The 15,632-nt window shown below is 43.2% G+C and carries 15 protein-coding genes; 9 read left to right on the forward strand and 6 right to left on the reverse strand.

Going from position 1 to position 15,632, the window contains the following annotated elements; all coding sequences use genetic code 11:
• Positions 1-3 precede the first annotated feature (3 nt).
• Positions 4-561: an RNA 2'-phosphotransferase gene (locus NST34_RS04610; RefSeq protein ID WP_341127266.1), complete on the forward strand. Its 558-nt coding sequence runs from the start codon at positions 4-6 to the stop codon at positions 559-561.
• A 35-nt stretch (positions 562-596) separates the two neighbouring features.
• Entirely contained in the window at positions 597-1,118 is a 522-nt protein-coding gene (locus tag NST34_RS04615; protein ID WP_076283881.1) for a mismatch-specific DNA-glycosylase, read from the forward strand.
• Between the two features lie 164 nt (positions 1,119-1,282).
• Here the strand turns inward: NST34_RS04615 and NST34_RS04620 are convergent, their stop codons facing one another.
• Positions 1,283-2,218 carry an MraY family glycosyltransferase gene (locus NST34_RS04620; RefSeq protein WP_042124401.1) on the reverse strand — a complete coding sequence of 312 codons (936 nt, stop codon included), beginning with the start codon at positions 2,216-2,218 and terminating at the stop codon, positions 1,283-1,285.
• A gap of 168 nt (positions 2,219-2,386) precedes the next feature.
• On the opposite strand from NST34_RS04620, the gene NST34_RS04625 reads away from it, so the two are divergent.
• On the forward strand, positions 2,387-3,088 hold the full coding sequence (locus NST34_RS04625) for a YjjG family noncanonical pyrimidine nucleotidase (protein WP_042185133.1): 702 nt from the start codon (positions 2,387-2,389) through the stop codon (positions 3,086-3,088).
• A gap of 58 nt (positions 3,089-3,146) precedes the next feature.
• Here the strand turns inward: NST34_RS04625 and NST34_RS04630 are convergent, their stop codons facing one another.
• Entirely contained in the window at positions 3,147-4,124 is a 978-nt protein-coding gene (locus NST34_RS04630; RefSeq protein ID WP_341127267.1) for a ring-cleaving dioxygenase, read from the reverse strand.
• A gap of 167 nt (positions 4,125-4,291) precedes the next feature.
• Here NST34_RS04630 and NST34_RS04635 point away from each other — a divergent pair, with 167 nt between their 5' ends.
• From NST34_RS04635 to NST34_RS04645, 3 genes are all read left to right on the forward strand, one after another.
• Positions 4,292-5,089 carry an AAC(3) family N-acetyltransferase gene (locus NST34_RS04635; RefSeq protein ID WP_076299129.1) on the forward strand — a complete coding sequence of 266 codons (798 nt, stop codon included), beginning with the start codon at positions 4,292-4,294 and terminating at the stop codon, positions 5,087-5,089.
• 118 nt (positions 5,090-5,207) lie between these two features.
• A complete protein-coding gene (locus NST34_RS04640; protein WP_341127268.1) occupies positions 5,208-6,140 on the forward strand; it encodes a manganese-dependent inorganic pyrophosphatase in 933 nt (310 codons plus the stop codon).
• A gap of 183 nt (positions 6,141-6,323) precedes the next feature.
• Positions 6,324-7,430, forward strand: a complete 1,107-nt coding sequence (locus NST34_RS04645) for a Glu/Leu/Phe/Val family dehydrogenase (RefSeq protein ID WP_341127269.1) — start codon at positions 6,324-6,326, stop codon at positions 7,428-7,430.
• An 82-nt stretch (positions 7,431-7,512) separates the two neighbouring features.
• On the opposite strand, the gene NST34_RS04650 is transcribed toward NST34_RS04645, so the two are convergent.
• Positions 7,513-8,196: a peptidylprolyl isomerase gene (locus tag NST34_RS04650; protein WP_076299216.1), complete on the reverse strand. Its 684-nt coding sequence runs from the start codon at positions 8,194-8,196 to the stop codon at positions 7,513-7,515.
• Positions 8,197-8,400: 204 nt separating this feature from the next.
• On the opposite strand from NST34_RS04650, the gene NST34_RS04655 reads away from it, so the two are divergent.
• The gene (locus NST34_RS04655) at positions 8,401-9,606 is read left to right on the forward strand and encodes an MFS transporter (RefSeq protein ID WP_076283887.1); all 1,206 of its coding nucleotides are present in this window, start codon (positions 8,401-8,403) and stop codon (positions 9,604-9,606) included.
• Between the two features lie 92 nt (positions 9,607-9,698).
• On the opposite strand, the gene NST34_RS04660 is transcribed toward NST34_RS04655, so the two are convergent.
• Positions 9,699-10,097 (reverse strand): hypothetical protein, encoded by a 399-nt coding sequence (locus NST34_RS04660; RefSeq protein ID WP_341127270.1) that lies wholly within the window; start codon positions 10,095-10,097, stop codon positions 9,699-9,701.
• A 224-nt stretch (positions 10,098-10,321) separates the two neighbouring features.
• Between NST34_RS04660 and NST34_RS04665 the strand changes: the two genes are divergently transcribed.
• Together NST34_RS04665 and NST34_RS04670 are read left to right on the forward strand one after the other, a co-directional pair.
• The gene (locus tag NST34_RS04665; RefSeq protein WP_341127271.1) at positions 10,322-12,220 is read left to right on the forward strand and encodes an ATP-binding protein; all 1,899 of its coding nucleotides are present in this window, start codon (positions 10,322-10,324) and stop codon (positions 12,218-12,220) included.
• 114 nt (positions 12,221-12,334) lie between these two features.
• A complete protein-coding gene (locus NST34_RS04670) occupies positions 12,335-14,245 on the forward strand; it encodes a HAMP domain-containing sensor histidine kinase (RefSeq protein WP_341129506.1) in 1,911 nt (636 codons plus the stop codon).
• Positions 14,246-14,261: 16 nt separating this feature from the next.
• On the opposite strand, the gene NST34_RS04675 is transcribed toward NST34_RS04670, so the two are convergent.
• Together NST34_RS04675 and NST34_RS04680 are read right to left on the reverse strand one after the other, a co-directional pair.
• Complete coding sequence (locus tag NST34_RS04675; protein ID WP_060625167.1) at positions 14,262-14,504, reverse strand: NHLP leader peptide family RiPP precursor; 243 nt, start codon at positions 14,502-14,504, stop codon at positions 14,262-14,264.
• 91 nt (positions 14,505-14,595) lie between these two features.
• Positions 14,596-15,531 carry a hypothetical protein gene (locus NST34_RS04680; protein ID WP_149646457.1) on the reverse strand — a complete coding sequence of 312 codons (936 nt, stop codon included), beginning with the start codon at positions 15,529-15,531 and terminating at the stop codon, positions 14,596-14,598.
• Between the last annotated feature and the right edge of the window lie 101 nt (positions 15,532-15,632).

A 15,632-nucleotide genomic window follows, 5' to 3' on the forward strand; every position in this document is an offset into this window, starting at 1 on the left:
ATAATGTTAAGCAATGCTACAGAAGTGTCGTTAAGCAAATTTATGACTAAATTGCTCCGGCATACTCCAGAGCAGTATGGCCTTATTTTGGACCCGGAGGATGGTTCCTGTACATTGGACGATTTGTTGTCCGTGCTTGTGAAAGCTCCTAGATGGTCTGAGGTGACTGTGGGAGATATTCAGCAAGTGGTTGCAGGATGCGAGAAGCAACGATTTGAAATCAATGGAGATCGAATCAAAGCTCGGTACGGGCATAGTCATACCAAAATTTCCTATGATCCGGGAACTCCGCCATCTACGCTTTATCACGGAACTCATGCTGGCGTTCTTTCAGTTATTTTGGAAGAGGGACTCCAATCGATGGGACGTCAATATGTTCATTTGTCCGAAGGGACACATTTTGCCAGTCTGGCCGGAAGCCGCAGAGGGAAATTGATTCTACTGACTGTTGATACGATTAGCGCTGGTCAAATGGGTGTAACTTTTTATTGTGCGGGTAATGAGGTATGGCTGGCGGACCCAATTCCGGCTTCCTGTCTTAAAGTGTATACCCCATTGTAGAATTAGAACATCATTTGGTTAGGAGGCATACTCACATGGATGGAATTTCTGATCACCTAGATCACGGATTACAGATTGTATTTATTGGTTTTAACCCGAGTATTCGTTCAGGTGAGGTAGGGCACCATTACGCGAATCCACGAAATAATTTCTGGAGAATCTTGCACAATTCAGGACTTACTCCTCGGCTATACGACGCGTCTGAGGATGGGGAACTACTTAAGCTGGGTTATGGTTTTACAAATATTGTTTCCAGGCCTACACGCGGAATCGACGATATTACCCGTGAGGAATATAATGAGGGCCGAGAATTGCTTCGCTCCAAGCTGGAATTGTATCGCCCACAGGTCGCCTGTTTTGTAGGAAAAGGTGTATATACAGAGTTTAGTCGTAGGACTAAAGCAAACTGGGGATTTCAAGGGGATGTACCTCCGAAGGTAGACGGTGTACGTGAATTTGTAGCTCCCTCTTCCAGTGGATTAGTGAGGATGCCTATGGAGGAAATTATAGGAATTTACCGTAGGTTAGCCGAGTTTACGCAAGAGAGTAATGGGTGAGTTGTTGGATGATGTGTTTGGCTGCAGAGTTATGGGCTTGAAGAAGTATGAACTTCAAACAATAAACGAGCAAGTTTCCAGATTGGAAACTTGCTCGTTTTTATTACTTCAATGGACTAGCCGATGCGATTGTTCTTGTACGATACTAATCCGCAAATAATACATCAAGTCTCGATCAACAACAGAATGATAGAGGATAAGGATAGACAAACGCTGATCAAGCATAACACGGCAACGACTTGCTTCTGGCTCAAACCTGCACGAAGCAGGCGGTAATGAGCCTGGGTAGCGTCGGCCTGATAAATGGACTTGCCTTGGATAAAGCGTTTGACGACGACAAAAATATTGTCGAAGATCGGAACGCCCAGCGCCAGAATCGGGATGAACAGCGACAGGGCCGTAGCTTGCTTAAACGCGCCGTCGAGTGCGATTACCGCAAGGATGAAACCTAGAAAGGTAGCCCCGGCGTCGCCCATAAAGATTTTGGCAGGCGGTTTGTTATAGCGCAGATAAGCAATGGTGACACCGACGAGTGCAATCGCCATAATCGCAGAAGAGGATTGCCCCTTAGTTAATGCGACAATAAATAGTGTTATGGCCGAAATAGCAGTTAAGGCGCCAGCCAAACCATCCATACCATCCGAGAAATTAATGACAGTGGTTACGCCGAAGATCCAGATAATCGTCAATAGAAACTGTAATACAACGGGTAGAACGATATAATCCCCTGAGAATGGGTTGTAGAAGCCTGTAAATGCGTTGCCGGAAAGATAAACAAGAACAGCCGCACTAACCTGCACAATCATTTTGGGCAGTGCCGGGAAATCCTTACCTTTTGTTTTGTACCAATCATCTATGGTACCTATGGTCAGCAGTAGTACGCCCCCTGCAAACAGCGCGACGGTTTCCATGGAGAATTCACGGGCAAATACCAGATAGGTAATGAAGAATCCAATGAATATGGCGTAACTGGCCGTAAGCGGTATAGGCTCTCTATGAATTTTACGCTCAACGTCCTGACGAGGCTTGTCCACAAAATCGAGTCGGAAAGCTAGTCTGCCGAGCGGCGGAATTAGAAAGTAGACGATAGAAAAAGACATTAGAAACGATAAAACGTATAATATGACGCTCACCACCGTTTTCTTTTTAAAATAACACAATTCGCTTAAAACTACCTTAAAAAAGTAAATTTTTGTCGTCTGACTGATAAGTTGACTTGATTGTATCACTGTAGTACCTTTTTGAGAAAAGAGTTTTGGGGGATATTTATGAAATACGACGTTATTTTATTCGATGCTGACGATACACTGTTTGATTACGGAATGGCAGAAAGTCACGCGTTATCTAACGCATTTCTACATGTTGGGATGCCCACAGGTGCTGAGGATTATGCTGCCAGTTATCAGGAGATTAATCATGCGCTGTGGCGTGATTTGGAGCAGGGGAAGATTAGTTCTGCTGCATTACGCGTGGAACGGTTTAATCGGTTATTCGCTGCGAATGCGCTGGAGCTAGATCCTGAGGCGTTTAGTGAAGCGTATCTACGTTTCTTAGGCGAGGGAACCTTTCTGATCCAGGGAGCGATCGAGCTGTGCGAGGAGCTTGCCGGCTGTCGATTAGCAATCATTACGAACGGAATTAAAGAAGTGCAAACTTCCAGAATTCAAGGATCACCGCTTAGTGAAACATTTGAGCAGATCATTATTTCAGAGGAGGCTGGTTGTCAGAAGCCGGAGACAGGGATTTTTGATTATGCTTTTGCTAAATTGGGAATTTCGGATAAGGAAAAAGTACTGATTGTAGGGGACTCCTTAACCTCTGATATTCAAGGCGGAATCAATTATGGGATCGATACTTGCTGGTTTAACCCGCTCGGTAAAGAGAATACGTCGGGTGTTCAACCGAAATACGAAATTCGAGTTCTGTCGGAGCTCTTAGACATTGTAGGCAAGACAACGGATCTTCAATAAAAAATAAGGTGTGAGCGCATCAGCGACTCACACCTTTTATTAAGTGAGCTGAAGAATCTTATTGCCGAGTATCCAGCGGCTTGAGATAAGCTTCGATTTGCTGGCGTTTCGATTCCAGAAATGGTGGCAGTGCAAGAGATTCGCCCAAGCTTTCCATTGGCTCATCTGTTGCAAAGCCTGGCCCGTCTGTAGCTAGCTCAAAAAGAATGCCGTTAGGCTCACGGAAATAAAGGGATCGGAAGTAGAAACGATCCACGAATCCGGAGTTAGGAAGCTGAGCTGTGCGTATATGCTCGACCCATTGCTTCAATTCCTCCTCGTTATCCACGCGGAATGCGACATGGTGCACACCACCTCGTCCCAGATGTTCCTGCTCTAGATCATTACGTTCCTCTAGGTGAACCTCTGCACCTGATCCGCCTTCTCCAGTCTCAAATACAATCACATCTGGCTGGCCCGCAATTGTTGAAAGATAAGTGCCTTTGCGGCGGAAGCCAAGCAATTGCTCCAGTACAACCGCCGTATGCTCTGCACTTTCTACTGTAAGATGTGCAGGACCTAGGCCAACAATCCCATATTCAGCAGGTACCGGGCTTTTAGCCCAAGGGATGCCGCCGGCAACACCATTATCATTTTCGTCGGATACTAGAATGAAACGTTGCCCTTCGTGATCACGGAAGGCTAAAGCCTGGCGGCCACCGATTGTTTGAATCGTTTCATGCTCTACGTTAAGCTCGGTGAAACGCTGCTCCCAATAGGTAAGTGCAGCATCATTTGGCACTCGAAGGGAGAGCGCGGAGATGCTGTTATTGCCTGCACGGTTGCGGCCCGTCATCGGGAGTTCGAAGAAAGTTAATTCGGTTCCGGGGTTACCCTTCTCATCACCATAGAATAAATGATACACTGAAATATCATCCTGGTTTACTGTCTTTTTAATGAGACGCAGTCCAAGTACTTCGGTATAGAACCTAAAGTTTTCTTGCGCTTTACCTGTAATTGCGGATACGTGGTGTAGTCCTTTTAATGTTAATGTCATGTGTAATTACCTCCGTGTAAATGCTAAATGTGAGTAAGTTATATTTTGATCTTTAAAAGATTTAGTGAGTATTATTAAGTTACTATAATTTTAATAGTAAAATGCGATTTTTGCAAGTAGATGTTTATGCATCATAAAATCCAGTTCATACATAAGGAGAGTGTACAATGCACACAACAACTAGTTTGATGAAACAATTGCAGGAGCTAAAGCTTGATCCACACGGGACTATTCTGGTCCATTCGTCATTAAAAAGCATTGGGGAAGTAGATGGAGGCGCGAACACAGTACTGGATGTACTCAGTGAATATATGAAAGATGGACTGCTCGTATTGCCAACTCATACATGGGCTTATATTAATGCAGACAATCCAAGGTTCTCTGTTCAAGATTCCCCATCTTGTGTAGGGATATTACCGGAGTTATTCCGTAAACGTCCAGGTGTTATTCGCTCTTGGCATCCGACACATTCTGTAGCGGCTTTAGGAGCAGATGCTGAGGAGTTCACTACGGGGGATGAACGCTGGGATACGCCGTGCGCCCGTGGTTCAGCATGGGGCAAGCTACTTGATCGAAAGGCGGAAATTGTACTGCTGGGAGTCGATCTTCGGCGGAATACGTTCATCCATGGCATTGAAGAGTGGGTCGATATTCCAGGCAGAATGACGGATACCCATGAGGAGCTATATACGGTGACGCCGGGAGGAGATGAAATCATGGTGCCTTCTCGCAGACATTGTGGCCTCTCTTGGTCGGAGCATTTTTGGAAGGTGGAGCGTGAGCTTGAAGAGGGCGGTGCCATGCGCAAGGGTAACTTTGGAGACGCATTAGTCAGGGTATGTGGGACGGTAGAAACGACGGATATTCTAAGCCAGATGCTGACAGAGAATCCGGACCTTTTCTCGGATAATGAGCCACTGCATGGGGAGGACAAGCCGGTACCACTTCCAAAGACTAGGGCGTGAGCAACCTTAGAAGAGGCTAATTGAATGCCGATAAAGCATTTTTCAAACCACACAATCTGGAAGCCGCTATCAATGTATGGTATATTAATCTCACTAAAACATAGTAAGGAGATTGGAAATGGAAAAAACTTTGGTTTTTGGACACAAAAATCCGGATACGGATACCATTTGTTCTGCAATTGCTTATGCTGCACTCAAAAAGGAATTGGGCTGGGATGCTGAGGCCGTTCGTCTGGGCGAGGTTAGTGGTGAAACGCAATTTGCGCTTGATCATTTCGGAGTCGCTGCTCCTCGTCTGGTAGAGAACGTAGCTGGTGAAGCAAATCAGGTTATTCTTGTTGACCATAACGAACGCCAACAAAGTGCGAATGAAATTGATCAAGTGCGCGTGGTTGAAGTTATCGACCATCATCGGATCGCAAACTTTGAGACTGCACATCCGTTATACTACCGTGCTGAGCCAGTAGGCTGTACAGCTACTATTCTTAACAAGTTGTATAAAGAAAACGGAGTTGCTATTCCTAAAGAAATCGCCGGATTGATGCTGTCTGCGATCATTTCTGATTCCTTGCTGTTTAAATCACCAACTTGCACTGCGGAAGATGTAGCTGCAGCACGTGAGCTTGCTGAAATCGCTGGTGTAGATGCTGAAAGCTACGGTCTCGACATGCTGAAAGCTGGAGCTGATCTTAGCGACAAGAGTATCGCTCAACTGATTTCCTTGGATGCAAAGGAATTCAAAATGGGTGAATACAAAGTTGAAATCGCTCAAGTGAACGCGGTGGATGTTAATGATGTTCTCTCCAAACAAGCTGAACTGGAAACTGCACTTACTTCCATTATTGCTGAAAAAGAATTGGATCTGTTTTTGTTTGTAGTTACAGATATCCTCAATAACGATTCTGTGGGTCTGGCTCTGGGTCGTGTTGCAGGTGCAGTAGAAACGGCGTACAATGTTAAGCTTGATGACAATAAAGCACTTCTCAGAGGTGTAGTATCCCGTAAATCGCAAATCGTTCCTGTTCTTACAGAAACAATTGCTAAGCTGTAACGCATTTTGACAATTGCACTCTGTTCGGTGCAGTAGCATTCATATAAGAGCCACGTCATCCATTGAAAGTTATAAGGGTGACGTGGTTCTTTTTGTTTTACGACACATTCTGCTACAATACTTTGAGAGGTAAGAGTAACAACCAACATCTGGAATATAACAAAGAGATAGGGGATATTAAGAATGGAATTGTTTGCAACACTCGAGCAGGACGATTACGAGGAACTGTTATTTTGTCAGGATAAAGCATCAGGATTAAAGGCAATCATCGCCATTCATGACACGACATTAGGGCCCGCACTGGGTGGAACACGGATGTGGACCTATGCTACAGAAGAGGAAGCGATTGTTGACGCGCTTCGATTAGCGAAAGGGATGACGTACAAAAATGCAGTATCCGGCCTAAATTTAGGCGGTGGGAAAACAGTAATTATAGGGGATCCCAAGAAGGATAAGAATGAAGTGATGTTCCGTGCTTTTGGAAGATACATACAGGGCTTGAATGGACGTTACATAACAGCCGAGGATGTTGGCACTACAGAAGAAGATATGAACATTATTTATCAGGAGACAGATTATGTTACAGGTACATCTCCTACTTATGGTTCCTCGGGTAATCCATCACCAGCTACGGCTTACGGCGTATACCAAGGGATGAAGGCAGCGGCCAAAGCAGCGTTTGGCAGTGATTCGCTCGAAGGAAAGATTGTAGCCGTTCAAGGCGTTGGGAATGTGGCTTTTTCGCTGTGTAAGCATCTTCATGAAGAGGGCGCTCAGCTTATCGTAACCGATATTCATAAAGAAGCTGTGGGGCGTGCAGTAGAGGCTTACGGCGCCAAAGCAGTCGATCCCGCAGATATTATCAGTACAGACTGTGATATCTATGCTCCATGCGCACTCGGAGCAACGATCAATGATGAGTCCCTCCGGGTAATTAAGGCGAAGGTGATCGCTGGCGCAGCCAACAATCAGTTAAAAGAGGCCTATCATGGCGATACTCTGCACGAAATGGGCATTGTATATGCTCCTGATTATGTGATAAATGCTGGTGGCGTTATTAATATTGCGGATGAACTGAATGGTTATAATAAGGAACGTGCGTTTAAGCAGGTTTCAAAAATTTACGATAACATCACCCGCGTGCTGGAAATCTCACGTCTAAATGGAATTCCTACTTCTGTTGCGGCAAATCAGCTTGCAGAGGAGCGGATTTCCTTATTAAGAAATACTCGTAGTACTTTCTTGCGTAACGGTCAACATGCTCTTAGCAGAAGATCACTACGGGGATAAGTTGCATAGGTACTTAAATTAGTCTTTCACAAGCAAAAACGCCGTTGGCGTCCTTTAAGGACGCCAACGGCGTTTTTGCTTGTTATTGTACCTTTTGTGGTTCTGGGTAAGTGACGCCCAGGGTGTCGACGGTTACTTTCTTCATCACTGGTGGTTCTTCTGGACGATCTGAACTGTCTGTTTTCAAGCCAACAATGGATTTAACCACGTCCATGCCTTCGGTAACTTTACCAAAAGCGGCATAGCTTCCATCTAGACTAGGATAAGCTGCATCCATAATAAAGAACTGGGAACCGGCAGAATCTGGAGCCTGCGATCTTGCCATGGACAGAACACCTTCCGTATGCAACAGGTTATTAGTAAACCCGTTTCCAGAGAATTCTCCAGCGATGCTATATCCTGGGCCACCCATACCGGTACCATCAGGGTCACCGCCCTGAATCATGAAGTCAGGGATCACTCTATGGAATATGGTGCCGTCATAAAATCCTTTTTGAATCAGTGAGATGAAGTTGTTAACAGTGTTAGGGGCAACTTCAGGATAAAGCTCGGCTTTGATGATGCCTCCGTTATCCATCTCAATAGTCACAATGGGGTGGCTTGCTGTAGCTGAAGGGAGTCCTTCGTTAGCGCCAGCATTTGTCTCGCTGCTTGCGTTATTTCCTGCTGCTCCACTGCTGCTTCCATTATTACTGCTGGCATTGTTATTGGTAGGCTTATTACCGCAACCTGCTGCAATAACCATCACCAGGCATAACATGACCATTAGGATAGCAGATCTTGCTCGTGTAGACTTCACTAATCAATCTCTCCTTTTTCTTGAATAATCTCGTAGGTACTTCTCATAATAACCTCTTTGTCCCTTTACATGCAAAGGTCAGTTATGACATGTGGGATTGGCACATTCTCAAAAGAGGTTTACAATAATAGGAATGTTTCCGCGAGAACATCAAGAAAGGATGTGTAGATCATGCGCTTTTCATGGAAACGGAACTTGATCGTGCTTTGGGTGGGTGTCTTTTTTTGTAGTACGGCGTATTCGATCTCTATTCCGTTCCTCTCTATTTTTTTGAGTGACGAGCTTGGGGTTACGAATCATTTGGAAATTTGGTCTGGGGTTAGCTTTGGCATAACCTTTCTAGCCAGCGCTTTAATTTCTCCCTACTGGGGTTCCCTCGCCGACAAATATGGTCGGAAGCCGATGCTTATTCGCTCGGGCTTCAGTTTGGCAGCCTTATATCTGATTAATTACTTCGTGCATGATCCTTACGTCTTTCTGATCGTGCGCGTACTACAAGGATTGCTTGCTGGATTTGTTCCGGCTGCGATAGCCATGGTGGCTACGAACACACCTGAGGATAAGACCGGTTATGCGCTGAGTATTATGTCTACAGCCGGAGCAACGGGCAGTATCATTGGTCCATTGATCGGCGGTGTAGTGAGCTTTTACACAAGCAATCGGGTTGCTTTTTTATTCTCAGCAGGTATTGTACTCGTTTCGGCACTTATTGCTACTTTTTTTGCTAAAGAAGAGAATTTTGACCGATCTGCTCCGAGGTCTCATGTAAGTGATGATATCAAGGAAGCGCGAAGCAATCGCGCATTTATGACTTTGCTATCGCTGGCGGGGATAAGCACCTTTTCTGTTATGATTCTGGAGCCGCTTATTCCGATACATCTGCTAGACATGGGAATCGCCAAAAGCAGCGCCTCGCTAAGCTCAGGAATTGTATTCTCCGCTGTGGGTATTGCTACTGTGCTAATGGCTCCTCAGTGGGGGAGAATCGGAAGCCGGAAGGGCTTCGGGATGATCTTGTTCATTGGATTAATCGGTGGAGGTATCGGTAATATTCTGCAATTCTTTGTTACAGGGTATGTAGAATTCGCCGTTCTTCGTTTTGCTTACGGCTTGTTCTATGCAGGTGTGCTTCCATCTGTAAATGCAATGATTGTACAAGTGATTGAGCCCGGGTTTCGCGGACGTGCTTTTGGTCTCAACCAAGCGGCATCTCAACTCGCGACAATGGCCGGGCCTATTATAGGCGGATTACTTGGGGCTTTTATCCAGATCCGCTGGGTGTTTGTGATCAATGGGGTGATGCTGCTTGTAGCAGCGGTATTGGTTAAGACCCGTAAGCTGGATTCCCAAATTGCAGCAGCGCGTTCAGCAGAATAACCGGCTGCTCAAGAGTAACCATTAATGAAGAAAGTGCTCATATTGAAAAACAAATAAAGCCGCCGGATCCTAGCCCGGCGGCTTTATTTAGTCTAATCTCCCTGTGATCCGTTTAAGACGTCCGTTCCAGGCATGCCATCAACTGGTGGTGAAGCAGGGTCGATGATGGATCCTGGATACACCTCATCTGCATCAGGAATATCTTCCAGTGGAGGATCCTCCTCTTCCATCTCTAACAGCTCCTCGTCCTCAACATTATCGCTGCTTGTTAGTCCTGCCGTTTCAGCAGCCAGGAATGCATCGGATTCCAGTAAGTCATTTCTTTCGAGTGTTTCCTCAGGTTGGTTTAAACCAATATCCGCCGCCAAATATTTATCGCCAACCAACACGGGGTCGGCATCTTCATTGACAACATCCTCTACATCAATATCAGCTTGTATATAACGTTCATATGCAAAATCGGCTTCAGTTTTATTAGGTGTATCTTCCATAGCCGTTCACTCCCTCGGTAGGTTAAGATTTGGACTTCTCATATGTATCTTTACCCGATTGCCTATGATCGAATCGTTTTATAAATAATCAGGGTAATAACGCCGATAAATAACGTCTTTTTTCGAGAAAATTTACAAGAATAGGCAGGAATAGTGCGAAGGTTGTCGAAATTAAGAATCATATATGATCATTTAAACAACTAATGAATTACTGAGGTGCTACGATGAAGTTGCCAAAACCAAAGATAGCGGCTACTTTGCTATTATTTCTATTGCTAACAGCAATAGTGCCTTACGGTGCGGCGATAGTGAGTGCTGGATCATCAGACTCTGCGCTGCCAAGTTGGGAGATTAGATTTGGAAATACAGAAGCAGAGACTGTCGAAGAAGCTGTAGCAGCTTCAGATGATGAATGGATTCGCGTAACGCCTCATAATAACAAACCAGAGACGCCAAAAGGTACATCCTCAGCGTGGCTCCGGTTTTCTTTGCCGCAAATGAGCGAGAAATCCGCGTTATTCATTAATAAGGTATATGGAAATAGCGTCAAAGCTTATGTGAATAACGCGTTAGTATATGATTCTGAGAATAAATACAATTTCAACGGCAGCAAAATTCTAATTCCTTTATCCACAGAAGATGGAGGGAAGGAACTATACATATGGACACACGGAGGAAGCAAGGATTTAGGAATAGAAGGCGAAATAAGGGTAGATCGCTACAGTGAGCTGTTGTCCATTTATGTGAAGCAGGGCTTAATGGATATCATCATTGGGATGACGTTTATCTTTATAGCTATTGTCCTGTTTATTTGTTCATTATTCTTGAGAAAAGGATTTTTTACGGCCGGATTTTTGTTGGTGTTAATTCTCTTATCCATTGGAGTCATAGTGGTTACGTATTCTTCGTTTTTGCCGATCATCCTTGGGGATTATGGGAAAATCGTGCTTGTATTCTTTGATTTAGCATTGTACACCTTGTTGCCATCAGTAACCTTTTATTTTGAGAAAATATTCGGTTCAGGGAAAAAACAAATCGTCACCCGATTCCGTAAGTTTCAAGTGGTTTATTCTATATTCAGTCTTTCACTAATGGTTATTAATATCCTTCTGTCGTATCAGCTGGAAGACTTTTATAGATTCATGACTGCTGATATTCTAGGCATCATTATGATTGTGCAATTTATACTATTGGTAAGCTTAGCGTTTATTCATACTTATCGCGGCAATGGGGATGCTATTGTTTTTACTACAGGATTTACAATCTTTGCATTTATATCTCTTGTCGAATTGATCGTATACTACATATCCAGAGAATCCTATCAATTATATTGGTGGAAGTGGGGGATGATGGTTTTCGTATTATCCTTAATCGTCATTCTGGGGAGAAGGTTTACGAGAAACCATGAACAACTCGTTGAATATTCTCGTAAGCTTGAGACGTTTAATAATGATTTACAGCGTTCCGAGAAAATGGAGATTATAAGTGAATTGGCAGCTTCTGTAGCGCATGAGGTACGGAATCCTTTACAGGTAACCCGTGGTTTCCTTCAGATCCTAGGAGAACGCTCAGATTATAAGGAGAGGGAATATATGCAGATGGCTATCGCAGAACTGGATAGAGCTACGGTTATTATCTCAGACTTCCTTACCTTTGCTAAGCCGGGGCTAGAGACTATTGAGAGGCTAGATGTATCCGAAGAGTTACGGCATGTGTCGGGTATCCTCTCTCCGCTTGCGAATTTGCAAGGGGGAGTCATTGAACTCAACCTGCAGTCGGAACTCTGCGTGATTGGATCATCTGCTAAATTTAAACAAGCGTTTATTAATATTATAAAAAATAGCATCGAAGCTTTACAGGATAATGGATTTATTAGAGTTACGGCCTGGAAATCCGAAGCCCATGTAATGATCAGTGTACGTGATAATGGGGAAGGGATGAATGGTAGTGAGCTGGCCCGATTGGGTGAGCCTTATTACTCTAATAAAACAAAAGGAACAGGGCTTGGGCTTATGGTAACCTTCCGAATTATTGAGGCGATGGAAGGGACAACTGAGTTTCAAAGTGAGAAGGGGGAAGGAACGGAGATTATCATTAAATTGCCAACGGCTAGAAAAAATTAGGAGAATTTAATGATTATTCCGTTTTTTAGAAGGAAAGGGTAGCATAGTGAGCGAAGTAGTAACACACAGAATATTGTTTCTGAAACTTCCTTCTGAGGTGCCTATATGCGCTTGATGGTTAGAATACTCCACATTACAATCACCTTTTCACTCCTCCTGATAGGTTGTGGCTCTATTATTGTATCGGCAGCGAACCCAAATCCATCCCAAGAAATTACAAAGTGGCAAATGAAATGGGGGGATGAAACAGGAAATACAGGACAAGAGATTCCGTGGAGTGAAGGCCAGCAAAGCTGGATGAACGTAGATTCTAAGAAGGAACTCCCAGAGTTACCTTCAGGAGTATCCTCTTCTTGGACCCGCATTTCCTTACCCGATTTAAGTTATGTGTCTCCTTCGGTGTATATCGATACTTTATATGCTCTTCATGTGAGAGTGTATGTGGAGGATCGTTTGATCTTCGAGGAAAATCGTAAATATATCAAGGATAACTATTCTTTGCTGTTGCCTTTAAGTAAAGAAGATAACGGGAAAACACTATATATCTGGACAGAAACCATGCAAGACAGAATTGGAATTAAAAAAAGTGTAATGATCGGTGAACATAGTCAATTAATTAATGAATATATTGAGAATGGACTAAGTGATGTGATTTTGGGCTGCGCTTTTTTTCTGGTGGCTATCGTTCTATTTATAAGTGCTATATACATAAACAGAGATTATTTCTCCAGTGTTGCTTCACTAGCAGTGGTTATAGCGGCTACCGGAATCCTTTCTATAACCTACTCCCCCTTCATCTATACCTTTTACAATAAATTGGGGCCAATTAGTAACGTTTGCCTAGACTTAGCCCTTTTTTCACTTCTCCCAGCGCTTACCTTTTTATTTGAGAAATTATTCGGTAGTGGTAAATTCAGTATCATTCGAAAATTTCGTCAATTTCAAGTGCTTTACTCTTCTTTTTGTTTGTTATGTCTTTTAATCAATCTCCTATCAAATAATCGCTATATTGAGTTCTATTATTTTATTTCTACCACCATTATAGGGGTTATCCTTATCCTCCAATTCATCCTGCTGATCGCATGTGTGGTTATGTTCTCTCTTAAAGGAAATAAAGATGCTATTGTGTTTGCCATTGGATTTGGAACCGCTGCGTTTACTGTAGTTGCAGAGCTATTATGGTATTACATCCAAAAAGGGAATTATGATTTGTTCTTGTGGAAGTGGGGGCTGGTTGCTTTCATTATTTCCTTGATCGTAATTCTGGAACGAAGATTAGCCTATAACCATCAACAGGTTGTTAATTACTCTAGAGAACTAGAGCGTTTCAACAATGAATTGGAGCGTTCGGAAAAAATGGAGATCATTAGCGAGCTTGCTGCATCCGTAGCTCATGAAGTAAGAAACCCACTACAAGTCACCCGGGGATTTCTTCAGCTGCTTAGCGAGAAATCCGTTAACGAAGAGCAAATTTATATGTCAATGGCTCTAAGTGAACTAGATCGTGCATCCAATATTATTACAGATTTCTTAACCTTTGCTAAACCAGAATTTGAGACAATCTCTAGTCTGAATTTATATGATGAATTCAAACATATTGAGAGTATTATGCAGCCCTTGTGTCACATCAATGGAGGAAAAATGATTCTGGATGTATCCGGCCAATTATGGGTAAAAGGAAATTCCTCGAAATTTAAGCAGGCGTTCATTAACATTATCAAGAACAGCATTGAATCATTCAGTGAAGAAGGGTTCATTTATATGTCGGTGTACGGTGAAGATAATAAAGTGATTATTCACATCAAAGATAACGGGGAAGGAATGGACCCTGATGTTCTGCACCGACTCGGAGAACCATATTTCACCAAGAAAAATAAAGGAACAGGTTTAGGATTGATGGTCACCTTCCGCATCATTGAAGCTATGCAAGGTGAAGTGAGATTTACAAGCAAAAAAGGAGTAGGAACCGAATCCATTACCATACTGCCATTGGCAGAAGCTCCGGATGATTCCTACTCCCTATGAGGTTAATCCTGCTGTCTTACCAAGAACCGCGTGGTGCTGCGGTTGCTTTCAATACATCTGATGATGGACTTGGTGGGATTACAAGATAGAATTCATTTGAACCTTCTTCAACGGCTTTCAAGGTAACGCTGTCGGGAATGATTACGCCTAGCGCTTCTTGGAGAGCTGCTTTTGGATCTGCGAGTAGTCTTTGCTTAAAACTTGGATCTTCCCATGCCTTTTGAATGACTTGATTTCTAAGAACTGCTTCTGACAAAATAATCACCCTTTCCAAAATGTATATATTTACCTTTAATAATATAACATAGCAATTGTGCTAATACTATTCTTTTTATTACAAAATAATAGAATTATTGTATATTTTTTGACAAATAATAAAACAAGCCTCCACCTTGTAAAAGCTGCTTTTCTGCTTCGATAGAATCTGAGATCTGTTGTAAGTTCGTCACCAACATGGAGTGGAATGCTAGGAGATGAGGTATATCTAAGCTGGAAGCCATTACTTTGCGATGCGTATCCTGCGCTAGCTCAGCATAGGTACGTAGTCCGTTTGCTGTAAACAGGAAGAATTCGACCTCTTTTGATGTGAGTGTGGTTGCTTTATCAGTGGATAGATAGCTTCGTGTGAGTGAGAGGAGACAATTATAGCTGCCTTCTGATAAATCTTCGTTCCAGTCTTCATAGTCGTCAAGCATTTGCAGTGTAAGTAGAACAGAGTCGATCATTTCCTCAGACTGCGGTACAAGAGAATCCTTACCAGATAGCAGAAGGGCAGCGGTGCTGGATAGTTTGAGCGGACTGGCTTTATAAGGGATCTTGATCCGATCATTAAGAAAATAATCACTGGTGGTTTCATTACTAACACTGTCTGCCCATTGAGCGATATAACGATTGAACGATGTCCAGAAAGAGGAGTCATTCGGAAATAAAAGTCTGTAGATATTCAAAAATTCAACATAGAGTAGGTTCGCTAAAGGTAATCTTTCGTATGTAGAGGATTCTTTGCTGTCCATCAGGTCATCCTGTATGAAAAAATATAGCATGAAGAAGACATTGCCCATCGACATTTGACGGGTAATTTCTGCTGAGAGCCCACAGCTTTTCTGAAGCCAAAAGGGCAATAGATAACATATGTAATTTTTGTGGCTTTCCGCATTGAATACGTTAAAATGTTCAAGATAGGACATGCCTTGTGAATTTAGAGGCTCAGGAAATTCGGAGATGATCTTTCTACTTTCTTGAAATACTAAGCGGAGTTCTTCTTCGTAATCATTTAGCCAATCCATTGCATCCCTCCTACAATAAAATTGCAAAAAACTGGTTCTTTCGCCCTGATTATATCCTTCTCTTTATTCCATTACAACTAAAATTTAGGAGGTTTAAGGAC

The organism is Paenibacillus sp. FSL H7-0714 (assembly GCF_038003765.1).
In the GTDB taxonomy this organism is placed as follows: Bacteria; Bacillota; Bacilli; order Paenibacillales; family Paenibacillaceae; genus Paenibacillus_AQ.